This is a genomic window from Hymenobacter endophyticus (assembly GCF_032464715.1).
GTDB classification, from domain to species: domain Bacteria; phylum Bacteroidota; class Bacteroidia; order Cytophagales; family Hymenobacteraceae; genus Hymenobacter; species Hymenobacter endophyticus.
Window position 1 is genome coordinate 728,945 of record NZ_JAWDJT010000002.1, and the last position, 25,342, is coordinate 754,286.

General features: G+C 60.5%; 21 protein-coding genes and 1 riboswitch. Of the genes, 13 read left to right on the forward strand and 8 right to left on the reverse strand.

Annotated features, from left to right (window positions below):
* Nucleotides 1-55: 55 nt before the first annotated feature.
* On the reverse strand, nt 56-985 hold the full coding sequence (locus ROI90_RS05540) for a hydrogen peroxide-inducible genes activator (RefSeq protein WP_315997339.1): 930 nt from the start codon (nt 983-985) through the stop codon (nt 56-58).
* 117 nt (nt 986-1,102) lie between these two features.
* Between ROI90_RS05540 and ROI90_RS05545 the strand changes: the two genes are divergently transcribed.
* On the forward strand, nt 1,103-2,611 hold the full coding sequence (locus ROI90_RS05545) for a catalase (RefSeq protein ID WP_315997340.1): 1,509 nt from the start codon (nt 1,103-1,105) through the stop codon (nt 2,609-2,611).
* A gap of 77 nt (nt 2,612-2,688) precedes the next feature.
* On the opposite strand, the gene ROI90_RS05550 is transcribed toward ROI90_RS05545, so the two are convergent.
* The 5 genes from ROI90_RS05550 to ROI90_RS05570 form a co-directional block, all read right to left on the reverse strand.
* The gene (locus tag ROI90_RS05550) at nt 2,689-4,026 is read right to left on the reverse strand and encodes a family 1 glycosylhydrolase (protein WP_315997341.1); all 1,338 of its coding nucleotides are present in this window, start codon (nt 4,024-4,026) and stop codon (nt 2,689-2,691) included.
* Nucleotides 4,027-4,104: 78 nt separating this feature from the next.
* A complete protein-coding gene (locus ROI90_RS05555; RefSeq protein WP_315997342.1) occupies nt 4,105-5,796 on the reverse strand; it encodes a GMC family oxidoreductase in 1,692 nt (563 codons plus the stop codon).
* 107 nt (nt 5,797-5,903) lie between these two features.
* Entirely contained in the window at nt 5,904-6,494 is a 591-nt protein-coding gene (locus tag ROI90_RS05560) for a gluconate 2-dehydrogenase subunit 3 family protein (RefSeq protein WP_315997343.1), read from the reverse strand.
* 85 nt (nt 6,495-6,579) lie between these two features.
* On the reverse strand, nt 6,580-7,584 hold the full coding sequence (locus ROI90_RS05565) for an SDR family oxidoreductase (RefSeq protein WP_315997344.1): 1,005 nt from the start codon (nt 7,582-7,584) through the stop codon (nt 6,580-6,582).
* 103 nt (nt 7,585-7,687) lie between these two features.
* Nucleotides 7,688-8,800: a PA14 domain-containing protein gene (locus ROI90_RS05570; protein WP_315997345.1), complete on the reverse strand. Its 1,113-nt coding sequence runs from the start codon at nt 8,798-8,800 to the stop codon at nt 7,688-7,690.
* 220 nt (nt 8,801-9,020) lie between these two features.
* Between ROI90_RS05570 and ROI90_RS05575 the strand changes: the two genes are divergently transcribed.
* From ROI90_RS05575 to ROI90_RS05620, 10 genes are all read left to right on the forward strand, one after another.
* Complete coding sequence (locus ROI90_RS05575; protein ID WP_262697259.1) at nt 9,021-9,152, forward strand: hypothetical protein; 132 nt, start codon at nt 9,021-9,023, stop codon at nt 9,150-9,152.
* A gap of 87 nt (nt 9,153-9,239) precedes the next feature.
* Nucleotides 9,240-9,353, forward strand: a riboswitch (SAM riboswitch).
* A gap of 73 nt (nt 9,354-9,426) precedes the next feature.
* The gene (metH, locus tag ROI90_RS05580; RefSeq protein WP_315997346.1) at nt 9,427-13,155 is read left to right on the forward strand and encodes a methionine synthase; all 3,729 of its coding nucleotides are present in this window, start codon (nt 9,427-9,429) and stop codon (nt 13,153-13,155) included.
* A gap of 134 nt (nt 13,156-13,289) precedes the next feature.
* On the forward strand, nt 13,290-14,246 hold the full coding sequence (gene metF / locus ROI90_RS05585) for a methylenetetrahydrofolate reductase [NAD(P)H] (protein WP_315997347.1): 957 nt from the start codon (nt 13,290-13,292) through the stop codon (nt 14,244-14,246).
* A gap of 111 nt (nt 14,247-14,357) precedes the next feature.
* Nucleotides 14,358-14,828 (forward strand): tetratricopeptide repeat protein, encoded by a 471-nt coding sequence (locus tag ROI90_RS05590; protein ID WP_315997348.1) that lies wholly within the window; start codon nt 14,358-14,360, stop codon nt 14,826-14,828.
* Between the two features lie 292 nt (nt 14,829-15,120).
* Complete coding sequence (locus tag ROI90_RS05595) at nt 15,121-15,690, forward strand: energy transducer TonB (protein WP_315997349.1); 570 nt, start codon at nt 15,121-15,123, stop codon at nt 15,688-15,690.
* A gap of 80 nt (nt 15,691-15,770) precedes the next feature.
* Nucleotides 15,771-16,298, forward strand: a complete 528-nt coding sequence (locus ROI90_RS05600; RefSeq protein WP_315997350.1) for a hypothetical protein — start codon at nt 15,771-15,773, stop codon at nt 16,296-16,298.
* A gap of 71 nt (nt 16,299-16,369) precedes the next feature.
* Entirely contained in the window at nt 16,370-17,914 is a 1,545-nt protein-coding gene (locus ROI90_RS05605; protein ID WP_315997351.1) for an N-acetylmuramoyl-L-alanine amidase, read from the forward strand.
* Nucleotides 17,915-18,259: 345 nt separating this feature from the next.
* Nucleotides 18,260-19,663, forward strand: coding sequence for an L-lactate MFS transporter (locus ROI90_RS05610; RefSeq protein WP_315997352.1), 1,404 nt, complete (start codon nt 18,260-18,262; stop codon nt 19,661-19,663).
* 32 nt (nt 19,664-19,695) lie between these two features.
* Nucleotides 19,696-19,854, forward strand: coding sequence for an MFS transporter small subunit (locus ROI90_RS05615; RefSeq protein ID WP_315997353.1), 159 nt, complete (start codon nt 19,696-19,698; stop codon nt 19,852-19,854).
* Between the two features lie 94 nt (nt 19,855-19,948).
* On the forward strand, nt 19,949-20,365 hold the full coding sequence (locus tag ROI90_RS05620; protein WP_315997354.1) for a putative signal transducing protein: 417 nt from the start codon (nt 19,949-19,951) through the stop codon (nt 20,363-20,365).
* An 8-nt stretch (nt 20,366-20,373) separates the two neighbouring features.
* Here the strand turns inward: ROI90_RS05620 and ROI90_RS05625 are convergent, their stop codons facing one another.
* Both ROI90_RS05625 and ROI90_RS05630 read right to left on the reverse strand, forming a co-directional pair.
* Nucleotides 20,374-21,981 (reverse strand): hypothetical protein, encoded by a 1,608-nt coding sequence (locus ROI90_RS05625; protein WP_315997355.1) that lies wholly within the window; start codon nt 21,979-21,981, stop codon nt 20,374-20,376.
* 190 nt (nt 21,982-22,171) lie between these two features.
* Nucleotides 22,172-23,407: a molybdopterin molybdotransferase MoeA gene (locus ROI90_RS05630; RefSeq protein ID WP_315997356.1), complete on the reverse strand. Its 1,236-nt coding sequence runs from the start codon at nt 23,405-23,407 to the stop codon at nt 22,172-22,174.
* Nucleotides 23,408-23,657: 250 nt separating this feature from the next.
* Between ROI90_RS05630 and moaC the strand changes: the two genes are divergently transcribed.
* A complete protein-coding gene (moaC, locus tag ROI90_RS05635; protein WP_315997357.1) occupies nt 23,658-24,146 on the forward strand; it encodes a cyclic pyranopterin monophosphate synthase MoaC in 489 nt (162 codons plus the stop codon).
* Nucleotides 24,136-25,320, forward strand: a complete 1,185-nt coding sequence (locus ROI90_RS05640; protein ID WP_315997358.1) for an NTP transferase domain-containing protein — start codon at nt 24,136-24,138, stop codon at nt 25,318-25,320. The genes moaC and ROI90_RS05640 overlap by 11 nt, the downstream gene beginning before the upstream one ends.
* The last annotated feature ends 22 nt before the right edge of the window (nt 25,321-25,342 follow it).

Consider the following 25,342-nt stretch of genomic DNA (forward strand, 5'->3'; position numbering starts at 1 on the left):
GTACGATGAATAGTTGCGCCCACAGTAAGGGTAGCACCCAAACCCCGCGGGCCGTTCAGCGCCACCGAATCTTTTGTTTGGCCCTGCCGGCCCGCAGGCGCTCCGGTACTTGCCGCAGAATGATAGCACGGAGCGTTTCCAGCAGCGGCAGGCGCACAAACCCCCGATGTACTACCAGGCTGATTTCGCGCACCGGTTCGGGGGCAGCAAACCGCTTCACCATGGGGTTATCCAGCTCCTGCAGCACCGACAGCTCCGGTACCAGCGTGTAGCCGTGGTTGTGGCGCACCAGTTCCTTCAACGTTTCAATGGAGCCACTTTCGTAGGTGAAGGGCCGGTTGGTAGCCGCCGGGGCCGGGGCGCATATGTTGAGTACCTGGTGCCGGAAGCAGTGCCCCTGCTGCAACAGCCAGAGGCCCGGCTCCCCCATATCGGCCGGGGTAATGGTGGCGTGCGGATACAGGGGGTGAGCCGGGGAAATGTACCCCAGAAAAGGCTCTTCCAGCACCGGAATTTCCCGTAGCTGCCGGTCTTCCAGGGGGGTTACCAGCAGGCCCATGTCCAGCTGGTTGTCTTTAAGGCGCTGAATTATCTGGGCCGACTGTAACTCCTCCACTTGCACGCGCAACTGCGGGTAATGCTCTACCAGGGCCACCAGAAACAAGGGTACCAGGTAGGGCGCCAGCGTGGGAATGATGCCCAGGCGCAGCTCCCCCACCAGTTCGCCTTTTTCCAGCTGAACTACCTCGTGTAGCTGCTGCACCTGCCGCAGCACTTGCCGGGCCTGCTGCACTACTTTGACGCCTACGGCCGTGGGCTGCACGCCTTTCGTGGTACGGTCAAACAGCAGCACACCCAGCTCCTCTTCCAGCTTCTGGAGCTGCATGCTGAGTGTAGGCTGCGTAACGTGGCACTTCTCGGCAGCCAGCACAAACTGCCGGTACGAATCCAGGGCCACCACATACTCCAGTTGCTGAACGGTCATGGGCACAAATATAGATACAGGCTATAAACCTATAATAACAATCAATTTTACTTATAATCGGTATTTCCGCACCTTTGCCAAACTCCACCGTACTAAAGAGCTCAACCGTTCTACTCCATGGAAGAATCAACTCAGCCCAAGAAACTAACTACCGCTTCGGGTCGCCCGATTTTTGATAACCAGAACACGCAGTCGGCCGGTGCCCGTGGGCCGTTGTTGCTGCAAGACTATTTCTTCCACGAGAAGTCGGCCCATTTCAACCGGGAGCGGATTCCGGAGCGGGTGGTGCACGCTAAAGGCAGCGGCGCCTACGGTAAGTTTACCGTCACCCACGACATCACCCACCTCACCCGGGCCAAGCTGTTCAGCAAGGTTGGCAATGAGTGTAAACTGTTTGCCCGCTTCAGCACCGTAGGCGGCGAGAAAGGCTCGGCCGATACCGAGCGGGACCCCCGCGGCTTCGCCCTGAAGTTCTACACCGAAGATGGCAACTGGGACCTGGTAGGTAACAACACGCCGGTGTTCTTTGTGAAGGACCCCATCAAGTTCATGGACTTCATTCATACCCAGAAGCGTGAGGCGCGCAGCAACCGCAAGAGCCCCACGATGATGTGGGACTACTGGAGCCTGAACCCCGAGAGCCTGCACCAAGTAACCATTCTGATGTCGGACCGCGGCACGCCCTACGGCTACCGCCACATGCACGGCTACGGCTCCCATACTTTCTCGCTAATTAACGCGGCCAACGAGCGGACCTGGGTGAAGTTTCACTTCCGTACCCAACAGGGCGTGAAGAATTTCTCTGATGAGGAAGCCAAGCTGATGAAGGCCGAGGACGCCGACTTCGCGCAGCACGACCTGGTAGACGCCATCGACAACGGCAACTTCCCGAAGTGGACCATGTTCATCCAGACCATGACCGAGGAGCAGGCCCGCGACTTCCGCTGGAACCCCTTCGACCTGACCAAAGTGTGGCCTCAGGGTGAGTTTCCGCTGCAGGAAGTAGGTGTGATGGAGCTGAACGCCGTGCCCGAGAACTACCACGCCCACGTAGAGCAGGCCGCCTTTGCCCCGGCCCACGTAGTGGATGGCATCGGCTACTCGCCCGACAAAATGCTGCAAGGCCGCATCCTGAGCTACCCCGATGCGCAGCGCTACCGCTTGGGCGTGAACTACGAGCACCTGCCCGTAAACGCCTGTCCCTTCGGCTTCAGCAACTACCAGCGCGACGGCCTGATGGCCCTGGGCGCTAACGGCGGCCCCGGCCCAAACTACTTCCCCAACTCGTTTGATGGCCCAGAGGAAGACAAAACCCAGGGTGAGCCCGCCCAGGAGCTCGACGGTTTTGCCGCCCGCTACGACCGGAACGAAGGCCCCGGCAACGACGACCATTACACCCAGGCCGGCAACCTGTTCCGCCTCCTCGACAAGCAGGCCCAGCAGAACCTGATTGCCAACGTAGTAGGTGCCATGAGCGGCATCGAAGGCCCCAAAAAGGACCTCATCACTCAGCGCCAGTTGTGCCACTGGTTCCGGGCCGATGTACGCTTGGGCATGGCCATTGCCAAAGGCTTGGGCGTAGATGCCGAAATGCCCGCCGAACACGCTCCCGCTGCTGCCGTCTAGGAAACTGTATAGGGCAAAACGCAAAAGCGCCACCTTACACGTGTGAGGTGGCGCTTTTGCGTTTTGAAACGGAGTTGCTATTTCTCCACTTTGAGGGTAGCGGGGCGGCTAGTAAATTCGAACATTTCGGCGTGGGGCACAACGGTAATCTGGCCGAACTCCTCAATCATCATCTTATAGCTCTCCCCCACCGGCCTGATCTTGCGGTCCAGGTCGTAGAGGCCGCAGGCGTTTACCTTCAAGCGCTTTTCCCGCAGGCTTATATCCCAGTCGAGCTGATCGAGGAGGCTATACCAGGTAAAGCCGACCACCGGCACCCCATCCTGGCGAATACGCTGCACGTTTACCCACTGCTTCCAGAGCCAGCACTCAGCATCCTTGGCATTAAACGTGTTGGTTTCGGTATGGAATACGGGCTTGCGGTACCGCTCGTAGTACTGCTTGGTCATGGTGTACCAGCCCAGCACATCCTCGGCCTCGCACCAGTCGCCGTTGGGCTTGATTATCTTCTCGTTGCGGCCGTAATAGTCGTTGCCCATGATCTGGTAGCCGGGCGGCTCACCAGCCATAAACCACTTCATTTCTTCCCGGGTCATGCCGTTATCAAGGCAGTAGAGTAGCACCTCGGCGTCAATGGTGTGGGCGTATAGCAAATCCAGGGACAGGAAGCGCAGCTTGTTCTGCAGCCGGATTTCGGCGCTTTCCACTGCCCGCATTTCATGGATGTACTCCGCCGATTCACTTTGCACGATGATGCAGTCGGGGCGGTAGCGGGCAATTTGCTGGTTACCCATGATGCTGGCCGCCGTAATGTGCTTCATAGCCGTGATGAAAGCCCGATCATCCTTGAGCTGCTCATTCCAGATACCATCTTTGGCAGAGGCGCGGGCCGTCACGTAGATTTCGTTGACGGGGGTATAAAACCGCACCCAGGGGTAGCGCTGGGCCACTGCCCCGCAGTACTCGGCAAAGTGCACGGGCAGCTCGGGGTTCTGGAAGTTTCCTACCCAATCGGGCACCCCAAAATGCATCAGGTCCAGAATAGGCGTAATGCCGAGGCGCTTGATTTCGGCCATGGCCAAATCGGCAAACTCCCAGTCAAACTGGCCGGGCCCCTTGTGAATAAGGTAGTAAGGCAGGTTGTAGCGCAGCACCTTCAGGCCCATTTCCTTCACCAGCCCCAGGTCTTCCTTATAGCGGTTGTAGTGGTCGGTTTCGGCCAGCAAATCGCGCCGGATGGTGCCGTTGGCAATAGTGGGATAGGAGCACTCGACACCGGTGGCAAACATAAAATTGCCCGGTGTGCCGGTAGGCAGGCCAGTACCATCGTGGCCGCCGGCCCCGCCAAACTGGTCGCCTTCGTAATGGCCGTCGCCGAACCGGGCTTTAATGTGCGTGAGGAAATTCTTAGACATGACGTGTTAAAAGTCAGGTACTGGGTATCAGCGGCGGGTTGCTATCAGAGTCTGACAACCAGTAACTGACACCCCAAATCAGGTATCTAGCCGGTTTTGCGCTTCCAGAAACTTATCGGCAGTGCGCAGGCTCAGGGCCATAATAGTGAGGGCCGGGTTCACGCTCAGGGCGCTGGGAAACACGGAGTTGTCGCAGATGTAGAGGTTGGGCACATCGAAGGCTTTACCATCCGGGTTTACCACTGCATCGTCGCCGCTCAGGCCCATGCGCGCCGTCCCGATGACGTGGGCGTAGCGCTCAAACGCCCAGATATCCGTGGCGCCGGCCGCTTCCCAGATCTGCCGCATCAGCTTTTCGGCGTGGCGGTTCATGCGCTGCTCGTTTTCCTGGGCCGTGAAGTGCAGGCGGGGCTTGGGCAGGCCGCGCGCGTCTTTCTCCTCACTGAGCTCCATAAAATTAGCCGCGTGCGGCAGACAATCACCCAGAATATTGATACCGGCCACATGATTGTAGCTGCGCATATAGTCGCGCAGGGGCTGCCCCCACAGCTTGCGTTGGCGCACCATTTGGGTGGCAAACGTAACGGGCATTACCCCTATACTCTGCAGCAAATATCCCCCGGCAAAATCAGCATCTTTAGGGCGGTGGGTATCCTCAGAAATCAAGCCCCCCGGAATACCCTTGTAGGGCCGGATATCCTCAGGGAAAGTACCCCAGACCTGCATGCCGGGGTGGGCCATGAAGTTTTTGCCAACGTGCCCGCTGCTTAATGCTAGCTCATTGAGCATAAGCAGGCGCGGCGTTTCTACGGCCCCGGCACACAAAAACAGGTGGCGGCAACGCTGGCGTACCGTTTGGCCGTGTTGCTCATACACCACGCCCGTTACGCGGTCGGTGGCGTCGCGCTCAATTTCCGTCACGTAGGCATCAGCCCTGATTTCGGCCCCATAGCTTTCCGCCAAGGGCAGAAAGGTTACGTCCATGCTGGCTTTGGCACCCCGGTTGCAGCCCGCCTGGCAAAAGCCCCGGTTGGTGCAGGCCTCACGCCAGCCAATGCCCTCCTGGTAATAGCGCGCCGACAACGCCGCGTTGGCCGCCGGCGAGGTTGTAATACCGAGTTGGGCACAGGCGCGCTCCATGAGTTGGGCTGCTCCATTGAGTGGTAGCGGAGGCAGCGGGTAGCCCTTGCGGCGGCCAGCATCCCAGGGGTAAGGCGTGGGTCCGGATATACCCAGAAAGTGCTCTATCTCCTCGTAGTACGGCTCCAGCTCCTCGATACCAAACGGCCAGTCTACACCCTGCCCAAAGTCAGTATGCAGCTTCAGGTCGCCCCGGTGGGCGCGGGGCGTGTAGGCCGTATAATGCAGGGTGGAGCCGCCCACACCGGTGCCAGAGTTATTTTTACCGAAGGCCACCGGATTTTGGCCGGCGGAGAGGCGCTCATCATTCCAGAAAAGGAAGTTCTGGGCTTTCTCGTCGGTGGCGTAGTCTCTGGTTGGGTCGCGGCGGGGGCCGGCCTCCAGGGCCACCACTTTCAGGCCGGCCATAGCCAGCCGAGCCAGCAGGGGCGCTCCGCCCGCACCAGTCCCAATTACCACGCAGTCTACTTCCTCGGCAAAATCAGGAAGGTCAGCCGGTTGCACCTGCTCAACAGGGGTAGCCGCCGGGGCCGCCTCATTCTCGGCCAGTATACTTTTAAGCAGAGGGTCTTGTATTTCGGGCTGAACCGGGTTCAGCACGCCTTCTTCGAGTACTTCTTCGTCGGGCATGTACGGTGAAATGGTGAAGTAGTGAGATAGTGAGTTTGACGTTCCATCGGCATAAGCAGCGTAAATGATGCAGTTTGACGATTAAACTGCATCACTTCGCTAACTCACTAACTCACAGCAGGTTCCCGGTCTTCCCGCTCGTTGAGGCCGATACGCGTCCAACCGGGTTGGTCGGCCATGCCCACGTACCCAATTTCCTCCTGGGCTAGAGGGTGGGCGTAGTAGCTTTCCGTCAGTTCGGCCAGCATTTCTTCAAAAAAGTATTTCTGCGACACTTGGGTCCAGTTTTCTCCCGGCGCTTTTTCGGCCGCCAACTGCCCCAGCACGGCATCCTGGGAGGTTTCATCCAGCGCCATAAACGGCTGCTGAAACTGCGCCTGGGCCGCCTGATTGATGCCACCCAGGCCCAGCCGGTAGGCTTCCCGGTCGGGGGGCATTACATCATAGCGCCAGCCATCGGCCCGGCCTTCCGCCAGCCGCTTATCCACGTTTGGGGCCAACTCAATGGGCGTTTCCCGTTCGGGCTGGGGGAAAAGGCGGGCAGCCACGGCTCGTAGCAACTGGTAGGTATCAGCGTCGAAAAACTGGGGCACATAGTCTGCCGAAATAGCGAGCCGGGCTTCCAACGCCGCTTTGGTAGCGGGCGTCACATGCTCGGAATTAAGCAGCGCCCGGACGGTGCCTTGGGGATATTTCATGTGGGTGAAGTGGGGAGTTTGCGAACTTGTGAAAGGCAGCTGCTGGCCAACGGCACTTCGCAACTTCACCGCTTCACACATCTACTTATTGGTCGCTGCTCATTTTGCCACCGGTAACGTGTACCAGGGAGCCAGTCATAAAGGAGCCGTCCTGGGAGGCCAGCAGCACGTAGGCGGGAGCTAACTCCTCGGGCTGGCCAGGGCGGGCCAAGGCCACCTCGTAACCAAATTTTTCTACCTCCTCCCGGGGCATGGTGCCGGGTATATTGGGCGTCCAGACGGGGCCGGGCACCACGCAGTTCACCCGGATACCCTTTTCTCCCAGGTAAGTAGCTAGGCTTTTGGTAAGGGCATGAATGGCCGACTTCGTGCAGGCGTAATCCACCAGAATAGGAATGCCGGTGAGCCCTACAATGCTGCCGGTGTTGATGATGCAGTCGTCCTGCTTGAGGTGAGGAATGGCGGCCTGCGCCATCCAGATGTAGCCGAGAATATTGGTATCGAACGTGCGGCGGATTTGCTCCTCCGAAATATCCTCGAACTTCTCCTGGGCCATCTGGAAGGCCGCGTTATTGACCAGAATGTTGAGGCCACCTAACTCGGCGCGGGTGCGGCGTACGGCTTGCTTGCACTGTTCCGGGTCACGCACATCCAGCTGCAGCAGAATGCACCGGCGCTGCTGGGCTTCTATTAGCCGTTTGGTTTCCTCGGCATCTTCCACGTTTTCGTTGAAGAGAACAGCCACGTGGGCTCCTTCCATGGCAAACGCCACTGCTACCGCCCGCCCAATCCCAGAGTCGGCACCGGTTATAAGGGCAATTTTATCCTGCAGCTTGCCAGCCGCCCGGTAGGTACTGAAGCTCATGCCGGGCTGCAGCTTCATGTCGGCCTGCTTGGCGGGATAGGGCAGCTTTTGGGCATGCTGCTTCATATCCTTAGCCGTGGGCCGTTTTACGGGCTCAGGCGCTTCGGCGGCCGCTTTGGAAGCCTTTTTGGCAGCGGGCGTTGCCGCTGATTTTGCCACATTGGCAGCAGCAGGAGAATCGGTGGTAGCAGCTTTTGTAGGAGCCGCCGCTTTTTTAGCAGCCATAGATCAGTAAGAAATAGTGCGGAGCTTATGCCTTACGCGAAACCGACTGGGTTGTTGAGCTTATGCCAAATTGATGTACGTACACGCAGGGGGCCGGCCAGCCTTACCGCACCACTACTTCTACCCGGCGGTTGCGGGGCCGCTGCTCGGGATGCTGGTTGTTGGCTACCGGCCGGGTACCACCGTAGCCACGCGCCGTCAGCCGCACCGAGTCAATGCCCTGTTGCAGCAGATAGCGCCTGACCACCTGGGCGCGCTGCTCCGAGAGGCGCAGGTTCAGGTAAGCGTCGCCCACGTTATCGGTGTGGCCGGCTATTTCCAGCTGTAGCGCCGGCTGCTGCCGCAGGGTACGGGCCAGGGCGTTGAGTGTAGGGCGGGAGGCGGGCAGCAGGGAGGCCGTGCTCTGGGTGAAGTAGAGGTTGGGCAGTGTAACAGCTGCTCCTTTGCTCAGAGCAGCCAGGTTTTCCAACACCGCCGCCTGCGTATCAAGCGCTGCTACCGGCGCTGGAGCGGTAGGCAGGGTCAGCTGCCGGGGGCGGGTTTTCACGGCTCGCACAGGTGGGGCGGGGGCCATTCTGCGAGGAGGCGCTACGGATGCCAACGGGGCTGGTGTAGGGCGCACTACGGCCACTGGAGCAGCCACAACCGGCGGAGCAGCAGGCACGGGTACGGCCGTGGCTGGCAGGCGCTGGTAGAGGTAGCGCACCGGAATGGTTTGAGGCTCAGTAGCCCTTGGCGGCTGCCAGGCCAGCCGGGCCCGGGAGTCTCGGTCAATCTGGAAGTAGTCGACGCGCACCGGGTAATAGCGCCCGGCCATGAGGTGTACCCGCGCAGTGACTATGGCCACGGGCTGCCCGCGCCAGGAGCTCACCAGCCGCTTACCTCCCACCCACACGCGCATCCCATCATCGGTAGCCACCTGAAAAGTGTATGTGCCGGTGGTTGGCGCGTAGAGGTAGCCCGTCCAGCGCACCGAAAAGTGCTCCCCCGGTACGCCCGGCCCCGGCGGCACAAAATGGTCACCAGTGGGGCCAATTGTCCAGTTGAAGTCAATACCCGGGTCGGAGCGTAGGAGTACCGGCTTCTCAAAGTTTTGGCCCGCGTAATACTGTCCGCGCAGGCCGGTACCATCCGGCTGCTGGGCATAAGCCAGACCGGAGCAGCTCAGGAGCAGCAACAGCGCGCTGCCAATTCGTAGATGGTGCTTGTGGTGCATAGCTTCTGAAAGGTAGCAGCCTGAGGGAGTGTCCGTTTACAAATTCAACCAACCAGGGCAAGCCCTCAACCTATCGGCAGCTGGCTTGCACAATATCCGGCGTAGCATAACGCTGCCCCAACGGAATTTATGCGGCACCCTGCCCGGCAACCTCCGCTTGAACGCGGCCGTACCACTGTTACCGGCCGGAAGTCCATATAGCCCTGCCGCTGTACTAGTTATGCCTACCAAAAAAACCACCACCGCCCACACTACCGCCAAGAAAGAGGACCCCTGCTGGAAAGGCTACGAGCAAGCCGGCACCAAGAAAAAGGACGGCAAAACCGTACCCAACTGCATCAAAAAGGATTAGCTACTCTGCTAGTCCTTGCTTAGAGCCCGGCCGTGCAAACAGCCGGGCTTGTTGTTTTTAGCGGCTTGCGGTGTATCTTCGTCGTGTTACTTATCCAGAAAGACCGAGGGATTGGGCCCGATGACGTCTTAGCAACCTGAAATAAAACAAGGTGCTAACTCCCTTTTCAAGGCCTTTGCGGGTCTTGGAAGAAGATAAGTACGGAACCGGCCTCCGCGCCCGGCTCTTTCTGGATAGGCACTTTTCGCCGCTGATTTTCCTTAGAAGAGCCGATATGCCGACCGTTCTCCCCGCCCCTGCCCGCCCCGATTCCCCCCTCTACGACATCCTGCGCCAGCGCGTGCTGGTGCTGGACGGCGCCATGGGCACCATGATTCAGCGCCACCCGCTGACCGAGGCCGACTTCCGGGGCACCCGTTTCGCCGACCACTCGCATCCCTTGCGCGGCAACAACGACCTGCTCAGCCTCACCCGCCCCGACATCATCAAGGGTATTCACGCCGAGTACTTCGCCGCCGGGGCCGATATGGTGGAAACCAACACTTTCAGCGGCACCACCATTGCTCAGGCCGACTACTCCCTGGAGCACGTGGTGTACGAACTGAACTACGAGTCGGCGCGCCTGGCCAAGGAAGCTGCCGACGAGTTTACCGCTCAGAACCCCGCCAAGCCGCGCTTTGTGGCTGGTGCCATTGGGCCTACCAACCGCACCGCCTCTCTCTCGCCCGACGTAAACCGCCCCGGTTTTCGCGCCGTAACCTTCGATGAGTTGGCTACCGCCTACCACGAGCAGGTGCGCGGCCTGATTGACGGCGGCTCCGACGCGCTGCTCATCGAAACCATCTTCGACACGCTCAACGCCAAGGCGGCCCTGTACGCGGTGCAGAAGTTCTTCGACGAAGGCGGCCGGGTGGTGCCCGTCATGATTTCCGGTACCATTACCGATGCTTCGGGCCGCACGCTTTCCGGGCAGACGGTGGAGGCCTTCTGGAACTCCATCCGCCACCTGCCGCTGCTGAGCGTGGGGTTGAACTGCGCCCTTGGGGCCGACCAGCTTAAGGTGTACATCAAGGAACTGAGCCGCATTGCCGACGTGCACATTTCCGCTTACCCCAACGCCGGCTTGCCCAATGCCTTCGGTGGGTATGATGAGTCGGCGCAGGAATTTGCGGGCGTGGTGGAAGGCTATCTGTCTGACCGGCTCGTGACGGTGGTGGGCGGCTGTTGTGGCACCACGCCCCAGCACATTGCTGAACTGGCCCGCCTAGCTGAGAAATACGAGCCACGCCCCTTGCCGGAAGTGCCCCAGGCTACTCGGTTGAGTGGTTTGGAGCCCTTTGGCATCACCGGGGAAAGCCTGTTTGTGAACGTAGGCGAGCGGTGCAACGTGACGGGTAGCCGCGCCTTTGCCCGCCTCATCCGCACCGGCGCTTACGAGCAAGCCCTGCAAGTGGCCCGCGACCAGGTGGAAGGTGGCGCCCAAGTTATCGACGTGAACATGGACGAAGGTATGCTCGATTCGGAGCAGGCCATGACCACCTTCCTGAACCTGATTGCCTCGGAGCCCGACATTTCGCGGGTGCCGATTATGATTGACTCCTCGAAGTGGAGCGTGCTCGAAGCCGGCCTGAAGTGCGTGCAAGGCAAGAGCATCGTCAACTCGATTTCGCTGAAGGAAGGCGAGGAAGTGTTCAAGCAGCGTGCCCGCACCGTGCGCCAATACGGCGCGGCCATGGTGGTCATGGCCTTCGACGAAAACGGTCAGGCTGACTCCTACGAGAAGCGCATCGAAATCTGCCACCGCAGCTACGACATCCTGGTGAACGACGTCGGTTTCCCGCCCGAGGACATCATCTTCGACCCCAACATCCTGACCGTGGGCACCGGCATGGAGGAACACCGCAACTACGCGCTGGACTTCATTGAGGCCGTCCGCTGGATCAAGCAAAACCTGCCCGGCGCCCTCACCAGCGGCGGCGTCAGCAACATCAGCTTCTCGTACCGCGGCAACGATGTAGTGCGCGAAGCCATGCACTCGTCGTTCCTGTTCCACGCCATCCGGGCCGGCCTGGATATGGGCATCGTGAACCCCAGCCAGCTGGCCGTGTACGACGAAGTACCCAAGGACCTGCTGGAACTGGTGGAAGACGTGCTGCTCAACCGCCGCCCCGATGCCACCGAGCGCCTCGTGGACTTCGCCGACACGGTGAAGCAGAAAGACAAAGTGGAAGTGGTGGCCGACGCCTGGCGCAGTTTGCCGGTGAAGGAACGCCTGCAACACGCTCTGATAAAAGGCCTTACCGAATTTATCGACCAGGACACCGAGGAAGTGCGCCAGCAAGTAGGCCGGCCATTGGAGGTGATTGAAGGCCCGTTGATGGCTGGTATGAACGTGGTAGGTGACCTGTTTGGCGCCGGCAAGATGTTCTTGCCCCAGGTGGTGAAATCGGCGCGGGTGATGAAGAAAGCCGTGGCGTACCTGGAGCCCTACCTGCTGGCCGACAAGCAGAGCGGGGACCGGCAAACCGCCGGCAAGATTCTGCTGGCCACCGTGAAAGGCGACGTGCACGACATCGGCAAGAACATCGTGGGCGTGGTGCTGGCCTGCAACAACTTCGACATCGTGGACCTGGGCGTGATGGTGCCGCTGGAAACCATCCTCGACGAAGCGCAGAAGCAGCAAGTAGATGTCATCGGGTTGAGCGGCCTGATTACGCCGAGCCTGGATGAAATGGTGTACGTGGCGCAGGAAATGGAGAAGCGCGGCCTCAAAACCCCGCTGCTCATTGGCGGGGCTACCACCTCGCGCCTGCACGCCGCCGTGAAGATTGCGCCCAACTACAGCGGCCCCATCGTGCACGTCAACGACGCTTCCCGCTCGGTGGGTGTGGCGGCGGCGCTGTTGGGTTCGGCTGATGTCGAGTACGCCCGCACCGTGCGTGAGGAGTACCGCCAGCTCCGTGAAGACTACGCCGGCCGCCAGCGCGACAAAAACTACCTCACCATTGAGGCCGCCCGCGAGAATGGCTTCAAGGCTGATTGGGAAACCACGCCCATCGTGAAGCCGACCTTCTTGGGCACCAAAGCCCTGGAAGACTACGACTTGGCCGAGCTAGCCGAGTACATCGACTGGACGCCGTTCTTCCAGACCTGGGAATTGAAAGGCCGCTACCCGCGCATCCTCACCGATGAAAACGTGGGCGAAGCCGCCACTCAGCTCTTCAACGACGCCCAAAAGATGCTCAAGCAAATCATCGACGAGAAGCAGCTCACGGCCCGCGCCGTGCTCGGTTTCTGGCCCGCCAATACCGTCGGCTACGATACGGTGCAAGTATTCAAGGATGATACCCGCCAGGAAGTAGCCACCGAGTTTTTCACCCTGCGTCAGCAGAGCGAAAAAGCCGCCGGTGTGCCTAACCTCGCCTTCTCCGACTTCGTGGCGCCGCGGGAAACCGGCCGCGCCGACTACATCGGCGGCTTTGCCGTGACGGCCGGTATTGGCATCGAGAAGCACCTAGAAAAGTTCGAGGCCGAGCACGATGACTACTCCAGCATCATGATGAAGGCCCTGGCCGACCGCCTGGCGGAGGCCTTTGCTGAACGCCTGCACCAGCGGGTACGGGAGGAGTTCTGGGGCTACGACCCGGCCGAAAACCTGTCTAACGAAGACCTCATTCAAGAGAAATACAAAGGCGTGCGGCCCGCGCCCGGCTACCCCGGCTGCCCCGACCACACCGAGAAAATCACCCTGTTTGAGCTGCTCGACGCTTCAACCCAAACCGGCATCCGCCTCACCGAAAATTTGGCCATGTACCCGGCCTCCTCGGTGAGCGGCCTGTACTACGCCCACCCCGACTCGCGCTACTTCGGCCTCGGCCGCATCGGCCAGGACCAGGTAGCCGACATAGCCGCGCGCAAGAACATGCCCCTGCCGGAGCTGGAACGCTGGCTGATGCCCAACCTGAACTACGAGCCCAGCAGCGTGCCCGTAACGGCGCTGTAGTCCTCACAAGCCAGGGCCAAAGCTTTGGGCTATATAGGGCCCGCTGTGCTACCTCAATCCTTTTCAGTCTTTACCAGCTCGCTGCATAGCCTAGGGCTTTAGCCCTGGGCCCATTGACCACCGGGCCGACGTGTATGAAAGTAACCGAACACCTGACCCGTGCTGAGGGCAAAACGCTGTTTTCCTTTGAGGTGCTGCCGCCCAAAAAGGGCGAAAATATTCAGAACCTGTTTTCGAATATTGAGCCTCTAATGGAGTTCAAACCGCCGTTTATTGATGTCACCTACCACCGCGAGGAGTACGTGTACCGCCAGCACCTCAATGGCCTGCTGGAAAAGAAAACGGTGCGCAAGCGGCCGGGTACGGTCGGCATTTGCGCGGCCATCAAAAACCGCTTCGACGTGGACACGGTGCCCCACCTGATTTGCGGCGGCTTCTCCAAGGAGGAAACCGAAAATGCCCTCATCGACCTGCACTTTCTGGGCATCGACAATGTGCTGGCCCTGCGCGGCGACCCCATCAAATCGGAGGGCGTATTCAAGGCCCACCCCGACGGCCACGGCTACGCCTGCGACTTAATTGGGCAGGTAGCCGACCTCAACAAAGGGGCGTACCTGGATGAGGAACAGGATGATGTATGGGCCACCAACTTCTGCATCGGTACGGCTGGCTACCCCGAAAAGCACTTTGAGTCGCCCAACTCGGGGGCGGATATCCGCTACCTCAAGCACAAAGTGGACCGCGGCGCCGAGTACATCGTGACGCAGATGTTCTTCGACAACGAGCAGTTCTTCAACTTCGAGAAAAAGTGCCGGGCGGCGGGCATACTGGTGCCCATCATCCCCGGCCTCAAGCCGCTCACTACTAAGGCCCAGCTTACGGCCCTGCCCCGCTCGTTCTACCTGAACCTGCCCGACGAGCTGGTGGATGCCGTGCACCTGGCCCCCGACAACGCCGCCGCCCGCGAAATCGGGATTGAGTGGTGCATCAATCAGAGCCGTGAGCTGATGGCCCACGGCGTGCCGGTGCTGCACTACTACAGCATGGGCAAGGCGGAGGCGGTGCGCCGGGTGGCGGCGGCCCTTTTTTAAGGGTGAAGTTGTGAAGGGTGAAATTGTGAACTGTTCTACTAACTGTGCTTTCTGACTTCGCGTAGAGACACGCTTGGTCTTCAAAACTTCACCTTTCACAACTTCACCACTTTGGATTCTCTCGACGACCTGTTCAGCCGCCTGCGGGTTGCTACCTCGCCCACGGAAATTGAGGCCCTGCAGGACGGAATCTGGCAGTTGTGGCTTACTACCAACCACCCGCTGCTCGATAAGCACCTGGAAGCAGGTATGCGGGCCCTGTCGGCGGAGGAGTACACGGTGGCCATTGCGGAGTTTACGGAGTTGACTACTGCCTCGCCGGAGTACGCTGAGGGCTGGAACAAGCGTGCCACGGCCTACTACCTGCGCGGCGAGTTCAACGCGGCCCTGCGCGACGTGCGCGAAACTCTGCGACTGGAGCCCCGGCACTTTGGGGCCTTGTCGGGGTGGGCGGCCATCTTGCGCACTATTGGGGATAACCGGGGGGCGCTGCTGGTGCTGCAGCGCTTGGAGAAGCTGTGCCCCGGCTGGCCGGGCCTGCAAAACCAGCTGCGCAGTTTGCGTGATGCGCTGGAAGAGTAACTGCCGCTAACTCAACTGCCTGGAACTTTAGGCTTTGGGTAGTTGCACGGATAGTTGTATATTTCCCGGACTAGGAGAGCAAGCTCGTCAATCCCCCCGACGTAATTTTGCGTATGTCTGCCGCTTCAGGCCGATAGTTCTGTTGGTTTTACTTCTTTTCCCACCCCTACAGGCCCAGGCCTGCTTTGTACTAAAACTATAATTTTCTTTCCACAACCAAGTAGGCCGACTGGGTTTCCAGCCGGCCGTTCCTACATCTTGCCCTGCTTGCACTACCCCATTCCCACCGCTCATGAAACAACTCTTACTCTTCAGCTTAGTACTCATCTGCTTCAGCACCCAGGCTCAGAAGCTACGCAAAACAGACACTGCCAGTGGCCTGCTGGATAAGGGCGAGAAAGTAGGCGTGTGGGAATACTATGCCTACACCCGCGACGGCAGCCAGGTAATCACCCAGAAGTACGACCACTCCACCAACAAGCTCCTGTTCTTCCGGCCCTTTGATGATGTGCCCTACCCGGTGCAGACGGCCAGCGGCGAGTGGACGCGGCAGCGGGTTACGCATCCGGTGTTTTTTGTGGGTGGAGATGCTGCCCTGGCACCGTATATGAGCAAGCTGAACTACCCGCCGGCGGCCCAGGCCAAAAACGTGCAGGGCCGGGTAGTCGTTTCTTTTGTGGTTGACACGCTGGGCCGAGCCTCCAACCAGCAGGTGCTGCTGGGCATTGGCTCGGGCTGCGACGAAGAAGCCCTGCGCATTGCCCGCAGTATTCCCAACCAGTGGATTCCGGCCCGCGTGGGCAGCCGGGCCGTCGTATCAAAATTTGAGTTGCCCTTTACGTTTCGGCTAAGCCAGCAGTAAAACGGCGCATATCCAGCCCGAACACAGGAGCCCATCTGTGGGGGTTAACTGTTGACTGCCCGTTCTCGTATCTTACGGCCATGAAAAAGCACGTTTTGTTTGGGTTGTCGGTAGGCGTTCTGCTGCTGGCCGCCTGCGACTCGACCCCGCGGGAGCGGCAGGAAATGGTGAAACAGGAAGCCCGCAAGCTGGATACGGCCGTAGACGAGGCCGCCGCCAAGCTGCGCGTGGCTGGCCGCCGCGCTGCCCGCTTCGACTCGGTGTCGAAATCTCGCAGCCGCCAGCCCCTGGACAAAAGTTCGGAAGCGGCCTTCACCAATGACTTGCTGGGTACCTACTCGGCCGTTGAAGGCCTAACGCCGACCACCATTGAGCCGGCCTTTGTGCAGTTTATGCAACAGGTGCGGGCCAACCGGCGCCAGTGGACTCAGCGCGACTGGGACTATGCTACCGCTATCAGCCGCCGCCTCAACGCGCAGTTTCGCAACATCCGCCTCGATATTAAAGGCCGCGACGAACTGCACATCAGAGCTCTGCAGACCGAGTTTACGGCCCTGGAAACCGGCCGCGACGTGAAGGACCTGGGCGACGCCGTGAAGCAACCGTAGCCCGTTTCCTGCGTTGGAAGTATCTGAATGAAAGCCCCGCCCTACGCGGGGCTTTTTCTTTGCCTTTGCCTATGCTGCTTCGTGTATACTGCTTGGTTTTACTAAGTTGGATTTGTTTGCTGGCGGCGCCGGCCCAGAGGCGGCCTGTTGCTGCCCTAACCAAGCCAGCGCCAGTTATTACCACCGTCGAAACCGTACCAGCCACCGACCAATGGCTGTACCCCGGCGACCGGCTGCAGGTGCGCCTGGTGGGCACACCGGGCCTGCGCGCCTCCTTCCTGAATGGGCAACCGCTCGTAGAACTGCTGCCCGCCCAAACCCAGGGCAAACGCGGCGTGTACCAGGGAACCTACGTGGTGCAGCCCACCGACACGTTGCGTAACCGCCGCATCAGCTTCCAGCTGCTTACCCCCGACAGCGTGCAGGCCACGGCGTACAGCAAAAGTAAAGTCCGGTTTCTCAGCCCCCATGAGCCCCAGCTAGCCCTGACCAAAGGGGAGTTGGCCTACCTGAACTACGGGCTGGGCGAAGACCGATTGGGCGGGGCCAAGTTGGGCTACCTCGACTCGGCGGTAGTGCTGCACCTGACCGGGCGCGTGGGCAACCAGTACCGGGTGCAGCTCTCGGAAACCAACGTGGCCTGGGTGCCCCAGGAGGTAGTGCGCCTACTGCCCCCGGGTGGCTTCGTGCCCAACTCCCTCACCGGCTCCTGGAGCGTGCAGGGCGACTCGGCGTATGACTACGTGCGGGTACCCCTTTCCCAGCGCCTGCCCTACCGCTCCCAGCTGCTCACCGGGCCCAGCCGACTGGTAGTGGATGTATTCGGGGCTACCTCCAATACCAACTGGATAACCCAGCGCGAGGGCCTGCAGGAGTTAGGCGACGTAACCTATGAGCAGCTACAGCCCGACGTGTTCCGAATGATTCTGCCCCTGCGCCACCGCCAGAGCTGGGGCTACCACATTGGCTACCGGGGCAACATGTTGGAAATCCGGGTGAAGCGGCCACCCCGGAAGCTACGCCTGCGCGGCCTCACGGTGGCCATTGATGCCGGTCACGGTGGCACCAACATTGGAGCCGTTGGGGCCAGTGGTGCTCGGGAGAAAGACCTGACCCTGGCCATTGCCCTGAAGCTGCAGCGGGAGCTGGAGCAGGCCGGGGCCCGGGTGCTGATGACGCGCACCACCGATGCCACCGTGGACAACGGCGACCGGGTACTGCTACTGCGCCGCCTCAACCCCGATGTGCTGGTCAGCATCCACGTTAACTCGGCGGGTAGCACTAGTGCCCACGGCACCAGCACGTTTTACCGCTACGTGGCTTTCCGGCCGCTGTCGGTGGCCTTGTACGAGCAGATGCGCAGTACTGGGCTGGCCGGTTTTGGGAATGTGGGCAGCTTCAACTTCGGCCTGAATGGCCCCACGGAATACCCCAATGCGTTGGTAGAAACGGCTTTCATATCTAACCCCGAGGATGAGAAGCGGCTCACCGACCCGCAGTTTCAGCAGCGCATGGCCGAAGCCATGAAGCGGGGGCTGGAGCAATTTCTGAAGGGCACCCGGGCACCCGGGCTTCGGGGCTGGCTAGGCCAAGAGCCAGCTACCGAAAACCACTGATTTTCTCGACCATTGCGTCCACACACGCCTCGTAGCTCAGCTTACCGCAGGCACAGTTCTGGGAAGTATTTTGTCAAAAAGAGCCTCCTGGAGGGCAGTGGCGTGTACCTACATCCTTTAGGATCGTATGACAGGGAGCTGCCGGGTCCTAGCTTCAGGAGGTAGGGGCCTCGCTCCCACGCTAGTGTTGCTATAGCTTTTTAGCAAAAAATAGTTGCCGGCGGGTACCAAAGCGGAGCTAGCAACTCTACCTTATTGGTGGCCAATGCGTACAGCCCCTGCACAGGCGGTGCTGCTCCGGCGGCCAGTTCGTTCTTTCACTCTCCCCAAACACCCACACTCTTTATGGCAAACGATTCTCTACTGGACCGGAGTCGCACCGTGGCCGGACCAGGCTACAACCGCTGGCTGGTGCCGCCGGCGGCCCTGGCCATTCACCTGGCTATTGGGCAGGCTTACGCTTTCAGCGTATTCAACAAGCCCCTGGGCGCTCTTATCAGCGGCGACGTGAACAAGCCCGCTCCCGACGACTGGACGCCTACGCAAATCGGCATCACCTTCTCCATTGCCATTGTGCTGCTGGGCTTATCGGCGGCTATTTTTGGGAAGTGGCTGGAGCGGGTAGGGCCCCGCAAGGCCATGCTGGCCTCGGCACTCTGCTTCGGTGGGGGCTTTCTGATTGCCTCGCTGGGCGTGCACCTGCACAGTATCTGGTTGGTGTATTTCGGCTACGGCTTCGTGGGCGGCATTGGGCTGGGCATTGGCTATATCTCGCCGGTGAGTACGCTCATTAAGTGGTTCCCCGACCGCAAGGGCGTGGCTACCGGCATGGCCATTATGGGCTTTGGGGGCGGCGCCATGATTGGCTCCCCGCTGGCCAACAACCTGATGGGCTACTTCAAGGACTCGGCTCCGCAGGGTGTAGCTCCTACCTTCATTGTGATGGGCATTGTGTACCTGCTGTTTATGCAGTTCGGGGTGTGGAGCATCCGGGTGCCCGCCGACGACTGGAAACCAGCCGGCTACGTGCCCAGCACCGAGCACAACGCCATGATTACCACGGCCAACGTGTCGGCCGACAACGCCATCAAAACGCCGCAATTCTGGTTGTTGTGGGTAGTGCTGCTTACCAACGTAACGGCCGGTATTGGCGTGCTGGAAACGGCTTCGCCCCTGATTCAGGAAACCTTCTCGGATGGGGCCATGGGCGAGGGCCGGGGCGTGACGGCGGCGGCGGCGGCGGGCTTTGTGGGCTTGCTCAGCCTGTTCAACCTGCTGGGCCGCTTCTTCTGGTCGTCGGCTTCCGATAAGCTGGGCCGCAAGATGACGTATGCCATTTACTTCGGGCTGGGCATTCTGCTGTATGCGCTGGTACCTACGCTGGGCCACGGCCTGCAGCTCACGCTGTTCGTAGTAGTAGCCTGCGTAATTATCAGCATGTACGGCGGCGGTTTTGCTACCGTGCCGGCTTACCTCTCCGATATGTTTGGCAAGTACCAGGTAGGCGCCATTCACGGCCGCCTGCTCACGGCCTGGAGTACGGCTGGCGTACTGGGCCCGCTCATCGTGCACACCTTGCATGAGCATGCCAAAGAGCAGGGCCTGACCGGGGCAGCGGCGTACCAGAACGTATTCTACACCATGGCCGGGGTGCTGGTACTGGGCCTGCTAGCCAACTTGGCCGTGCGCCCCGTGAAGGAGGAATACTATGAGAAAGGCCCGGTAACAGTTGAAGCCGGCGGCCACTAGGCAATCATTCACTCCTAACCAGCAACTTTCGTATGAGCACCCCATCTAACTCCCCCACCCCTTCTACCACCCCAGCCGCCGAGCCCGCAGCAGTGGGCGGGTCGGCCGTTATTGCCTGGCTGTACGTGGGCGTCCCGCTACTGTGGGGCGTATCCCAAACGTTTATTAAAGCGCTGGCCCTGTTTAAGTAGCTTTTCTGCGCTAACTTTTTCATCTTCAGAAGCACCCAAGTGGGTGCTTCTGTTGTTTTTGGCCCGGCGCGGCTGCTTTCCTGCGCTTCTTCTCATGCACTCCAGCTCCACCGAGCCTTCCCAAATTGTCCTGCTGGCTTCTTTTACGGATACCATTGCCGCGCATCTGGCCAAAAACCAGCTGGACACCGCCGATATTCCCTGTTTCCTGGGCAACGAAAACCGCCCATATGGACCCGTACTGGGAGCCGTACGCCTGTTTGTGCGGGCCGAGGACGTGGCTGCCGCCCAGCAGGCCCTGCAGCCCCATCATTCCGTTATGCACACCCTTGCGGATGAGCCGGCCATGGCCACTACTCCGCGCTGCCCCCGCTGCCACCACCCCGACGTGGTATGCCGTCACCAGCCCCAGCCCCACGACAACCTCTTCGTGAAGCTACGCCTCTGGCTGCTGGCCCCCGAGCGGCCCCAGTGCCACTGCTTCCAGTGCGGCTATGATTTTGAGGGGTAACAATCATGTTACCTGCTATTTGAGAAACCGGAACCCAACTTATACTCATATAGCTCCAACAGGCCGGTTTGAGAGATGAAGACGAGGCGGTAATTGTGACGTAAGTGGGTAGTCAGTTCCTGGGCTTGGGCGGAAGGTTGGGGATGCTCAGAGCGGGCCCATACAACAATGTATTTCGGCCATTGCGGGTGCGGGTAGACAGACCAATGGGCCCGAGCCGGATGGGTGGCCTGCTCTAGCACCAGCTCCTGGCCGGGGCGCCACACCAGAGGAAAATAGCCGGTATGGGCCTCGTAGTTTTCCAGATCAAGCAATTGGCGGTCAACGCTCAGGTAGCTGGCCGCGTGCGAGAAAACGTCAATGTAGCTTCTGTATTCTTTGCCGTTGGGCATCCTGAGCGCGGGGCCGTACGTGAAAGAAACCACGGAGGTACCAGGACGGAGATAAGGCGCGGCAGCCTGATACTCCACTAGGCCAGTTGCCCAGGTTCGGTACTTAGTAAATCGAAAGCTTAGGAGCAATACGGCCACCACTACGGTAGCACACACCACTGCATGGCGCAGCCAAACCGGGTAATGCCCAGCGCCCAGCAGGCCCAACACGAATAAATAGCTGAGTAAACCCAACCGCGGACGAATGATGCTGCCCCCCAATAGAGCATCAGGCAGAAAGACGTAGCCCAGCAGCAGCATCCCAATGATGCCTCCCCAAACCATACCCCCGGCTACTTTGCGTTGCCAGTGCTGCCATACCACGTACGCCACTAGGCCAAATAGCAGAGCGGCCAGTAATAGCCGGTAGGTACCCTCCACTGAGCCCATGAAACGCAAAGGCTCCAACAACAGCCAATCATGCAGGAGCTGGCCGATGCCGGGTGGCGGTAAGGATAACTGTTGCTCGGCCGCAGGCTGGAGTAACCACCAACCTAGCAGCAAGAGAGATGGCAGGCAGGCGAGCAACAAGGGCAGAAAACCCGTTCTGAACGTAGCCATTTGCCTGTTGGCCGCCAACTTGGGATGCCCACCCCAAGAGGCCCCCAGCAGGAACACTCCGAGTACTAGACCCGCTAGCAGGTAGGTGAGCGGATGCGCAAAATAGAGTAGCACGAATAATACGGCCAGGCCAACTACGTAATGCGCCCCAACTACTCGCCGGTAAAAATGCCGCCGCCAATAGCCCAGTACCGTCATCAGCAGCACCAAGCTCAGACAGAAGTTGTAAAAGCCGAGCTGGAATACCGCGCTGTAAATCAGTGGAAACGACAAAAATGCCAAAAACCCAGTATCAGAGTGCCAGGCTCGTAACGCGTACCGGACTGCCAAAGGCAGACCCATAACAAAGAGCGTCTGCACTACTTTCTCGGCCACCCAGGCAGGAAGCACTTGTAATGCCCCCGCCAGTAACACGCTGGTTAGGTAATTGGGTACTGGTACCGAGTTGATTGCCAGATACTGATGAAATGGGTGCTGTGGCTCTGTGAGTAGTAGTTTCAGTAGCCAAGCGTTGTACACGTGGGCCGGACCATCGGTGGTAGGAAAATGGGACAGGGCCCAGATTGGCAGCAGATGCAACAGCAGTACCAACCCAAACAGATATTCTGGCCAGTAAGCTCGCACATGCTGAGAAAGGCTAGGCCGAAGTGTGGCCGATTGAGTATGAGCAGTCATCACGTGCAATCAACTGGCCCTGGAACCAGACCCTAGATTTTCCTTCTGTTACTATTCTCTCCTTGCTACGCTCTACTTGATTGATCCATCAGGAAAGCATGCACGCCCTATTCCACCCCAACAGGATGCCACCATGAGGCTACCGAAACCGCCACAGCGGCAGCACCGCTCCGGCCGGAAAAACTTCCGGCTCCGGTGGCAGCTCCAGGAAGCCGCTGGAGGTAAGCAGGCTGGCCATGTCGCCGGAGCCGCCGGCCCGCTCTGGGGTGGCCAGCAGGTGGCCATTGGGGCCAGGGGCCAGGCTTACCAGCTTGAAGTGCGTGATGCGCGGCTTGAAGGCTACATCCTCCGTCAGCACGGCTGGTACGGGGCCGCCTAGGGTCGTGGCAGCAAAATCTGCGCCCTCAGGTTGTTGCGCGGCTAGCAGCCAGGGCCGGGCGTAGCGGTAGAAGTTCACAAAGGTGGAAACCGGATTGCCAGGCAAGGCAAATACCACCGCGCCGCCCGGCTGCTCTCCAAACCAGAACGGCTTGCCAGGCCGCTGCCCCACCTCGTGAAACCGTTGCTCCACGCCCAACTCCCGCAGGGTTTCCGGCAGCAAATCGGCCTTGCCTTTGGATACCCCCCCGCTCAGAATAACGGCGTCGTAACCCACAAGCAAAGCCGGCAGGCCCTGGCGCAGGGCAGCCGGGTCGTCGTCGAAGTGAAAGGCCTCGGCTTCGGCCCCAGCCTGCCAGGCAGCGGCTTGCAGCATGAGCGCATTGGAACGCCGGATCTGGTGGGCCTGGGGCTGCTGCGTGATGGGCACCAGCTCGTCGCCGGTGCTGACCACGGCCAGGCGGGGACGGCGCGATACGGCCACGGTAGCGGCACCTATGGTAGCGGCCACCGCCATTTCGGCCGGCTCCAGGCGCGTGCCGGCGGGCACCAGCAAGTCACCCTGCTGGCGGTCGGCGGCGCGGGCGTGCACGTTATGACCGGCATGGGGCGCGGGCACCTGCACGGTGGCCCAGCGCTGCCCAATTGCATCGGTGCGGAACGTGAGGTCTTCGTAGCGGATAACGGTGTCGAGGTTGGGCGGCAGCGCGGCCCCGGTCATGATTTCTACGGCGGCCTCAACATCCTGCACCGGCACGGGGGGCTGACCGGCAAACTGGATGCTTTCAATACGGAACTCCGTTTGGCCCGCCGCTAAACCGGCGAACTGCAGGGCAATACCATCCATGGCTACCCGGTTGAAGGGCGGGAAGTCCCGGTCGGCCCGAAGGTCTTCGCGCAGGATGCGGCCCGCGGCCAACCCCAACGACAGGTACTCAACGGACAGGGAACGGACGGTGGCGGTAACGAGGCGGGTGGCTTCTTCAACGGAAATCATAGGTGCGAAGGTAGAACAAGCCGTAGCTTGCGCCCTAACCAACGAGGAAACCGGCTGGTTGTTCAGGCAGGAAAGCCGTAGCGCGAACTTTGTAGTTCGCGCCTTCGCACGTTAACTGAATGGCTGAAGACCTAACGGCATGCGGACGCGAACTACAAAGTTCGCGCTACTTTCCGACAGGCCCTTCGTACAGCACTTACTCCCTACTTTTTACTTTTCCTCCAACCACGAGCGGAAGCTTGTGCTACTTATGTCCGATTCTCCCAAACTTACCCACCTCAATGCCGCCGGCCAACCCGCCATGGTGGATGTGGGCGCCAAACAGCCCACCCGCCGCGTGGCCCGGGCCCGCAGCCGCGTGGTGCTGGGCCCCGAAATTATGGCCCTGGTGCAGGAAGGCGACCTGCCCACCCGCAAAGGCCCCGTGTTCCAAACGGCCATTCTGGCCGGGATTATGGGGGCCAAGCGCACCTCGGAGCTGATTCCGCTGTGCCATCCGCTGGGCCTGGATAACTGCCGGGTAACCATTGAGGTGGATGGGCCGGACGCCGTACTGATTGAGTGTACGGCCACGGTAACCGGCAAAACCGGCGTGGAAATGGAGGCCCTGACTGGCGCTTCGGTAGCGGCCCTCACCATCTACGACATGTGCAAGGCCCTTTCCCACGATATTCTGATTCAGGAAACCCGCTTGGTGAGCAAAACCGGCGGCAAACAGGACTTCCACCATGCCGGATAACGCCCACGCCGCCGACCAGCCCCGCCGCAAACACGCCCAACTAGCCCGACCTAACCTGGGGGAGTTTGGGCGCCATGAGCTGGCCATTCTGGGTGCGCCCTGCGGCCGCATTAAGGAGCTGGCGGCCCGGCTGATACCGTTGCTTTCTGACACGTTGCGCGTGGCCTACGTGGATGCCGACCACGCCGCCGGCGACGACGCGGCCCAGGGCGGCAGCGGCGGCCAGGATGCCATTCTGCAGGCTGGCGCAGCCGCCGAGCTGACCGACAAAATCACCTTCACTCGCCTGGATGTGAAGCGCCCCCTGGACCGATTCAGCCAGCCGGAGCTGCTGCACCACCAGAGCCTGGTACTGGTGAACGGCAACCACTTCCGGGCCCGGCAGCAACTCGTCATTCTCGACCCGGCCAAACCAGTGGAGAAGAAGCTGGACCGCCTGACTGATGTGCGCGCCCTGCTGCTACCCGAAGACGTGACGGAAGTGCCCGCTTACCTGCGCGCCCACCTGCAGGAGGCCAATGTGCCTGTACTGCCCCTGCACGATACGGCCGCCCTGGCCGAGCTGATTCTGGAAGAATGGCGCGCTGCCGCCCCTCCTCTGCGCGGGTTGGTGCTGGCCGGGGGCCGCAGCCAGCGCATGGGCCAGGATAAGGGCAAACTCGCTTACCATCACGGGCAGGAGCAGCGCGCCTACGCCGCCGAACTGCTGGCACCTTTCTGCCAGGATGTGCACGTATCCTGCCGCCCCGACCAGGTAACGGAGCTGGAGTACGCCGGCCTGCGCCCCCTGCCCGACACGTTTGCCGACCTGGGCCCGCTGAGCGGCCTGCTTTCCGCCTTCCGCCTCGACCCCAATGCCGCCTGGCTGGTAGTGGCCTGCGACTTGCCGTTTCTCTCGGCCGCTACCCTGCAGCACCTGCTGGAAAACCGCCACGCGGGCCGCATGGCTACGGCCTTCCAAAGCCCCGAGAACGAGTGGCCCGAGCCGCTGATTACCATTTGGGAGCCCCGCAGCTACGGTACGCTGCTGCGCTTCCTGAGCCTGGGCTACAGCTGCCCCCGCAAGTCGCTCATCAACTCCGATATTGAGCTACTACCGGCCCCCGCTCCCCAGGAGTTGCGCAACGTGAACACGCCCGAAGAGGCGGCCCAGGTGCGGCAGGAGCTGGAGTAAGAAGCGAAAAAGTCCGTCAGGC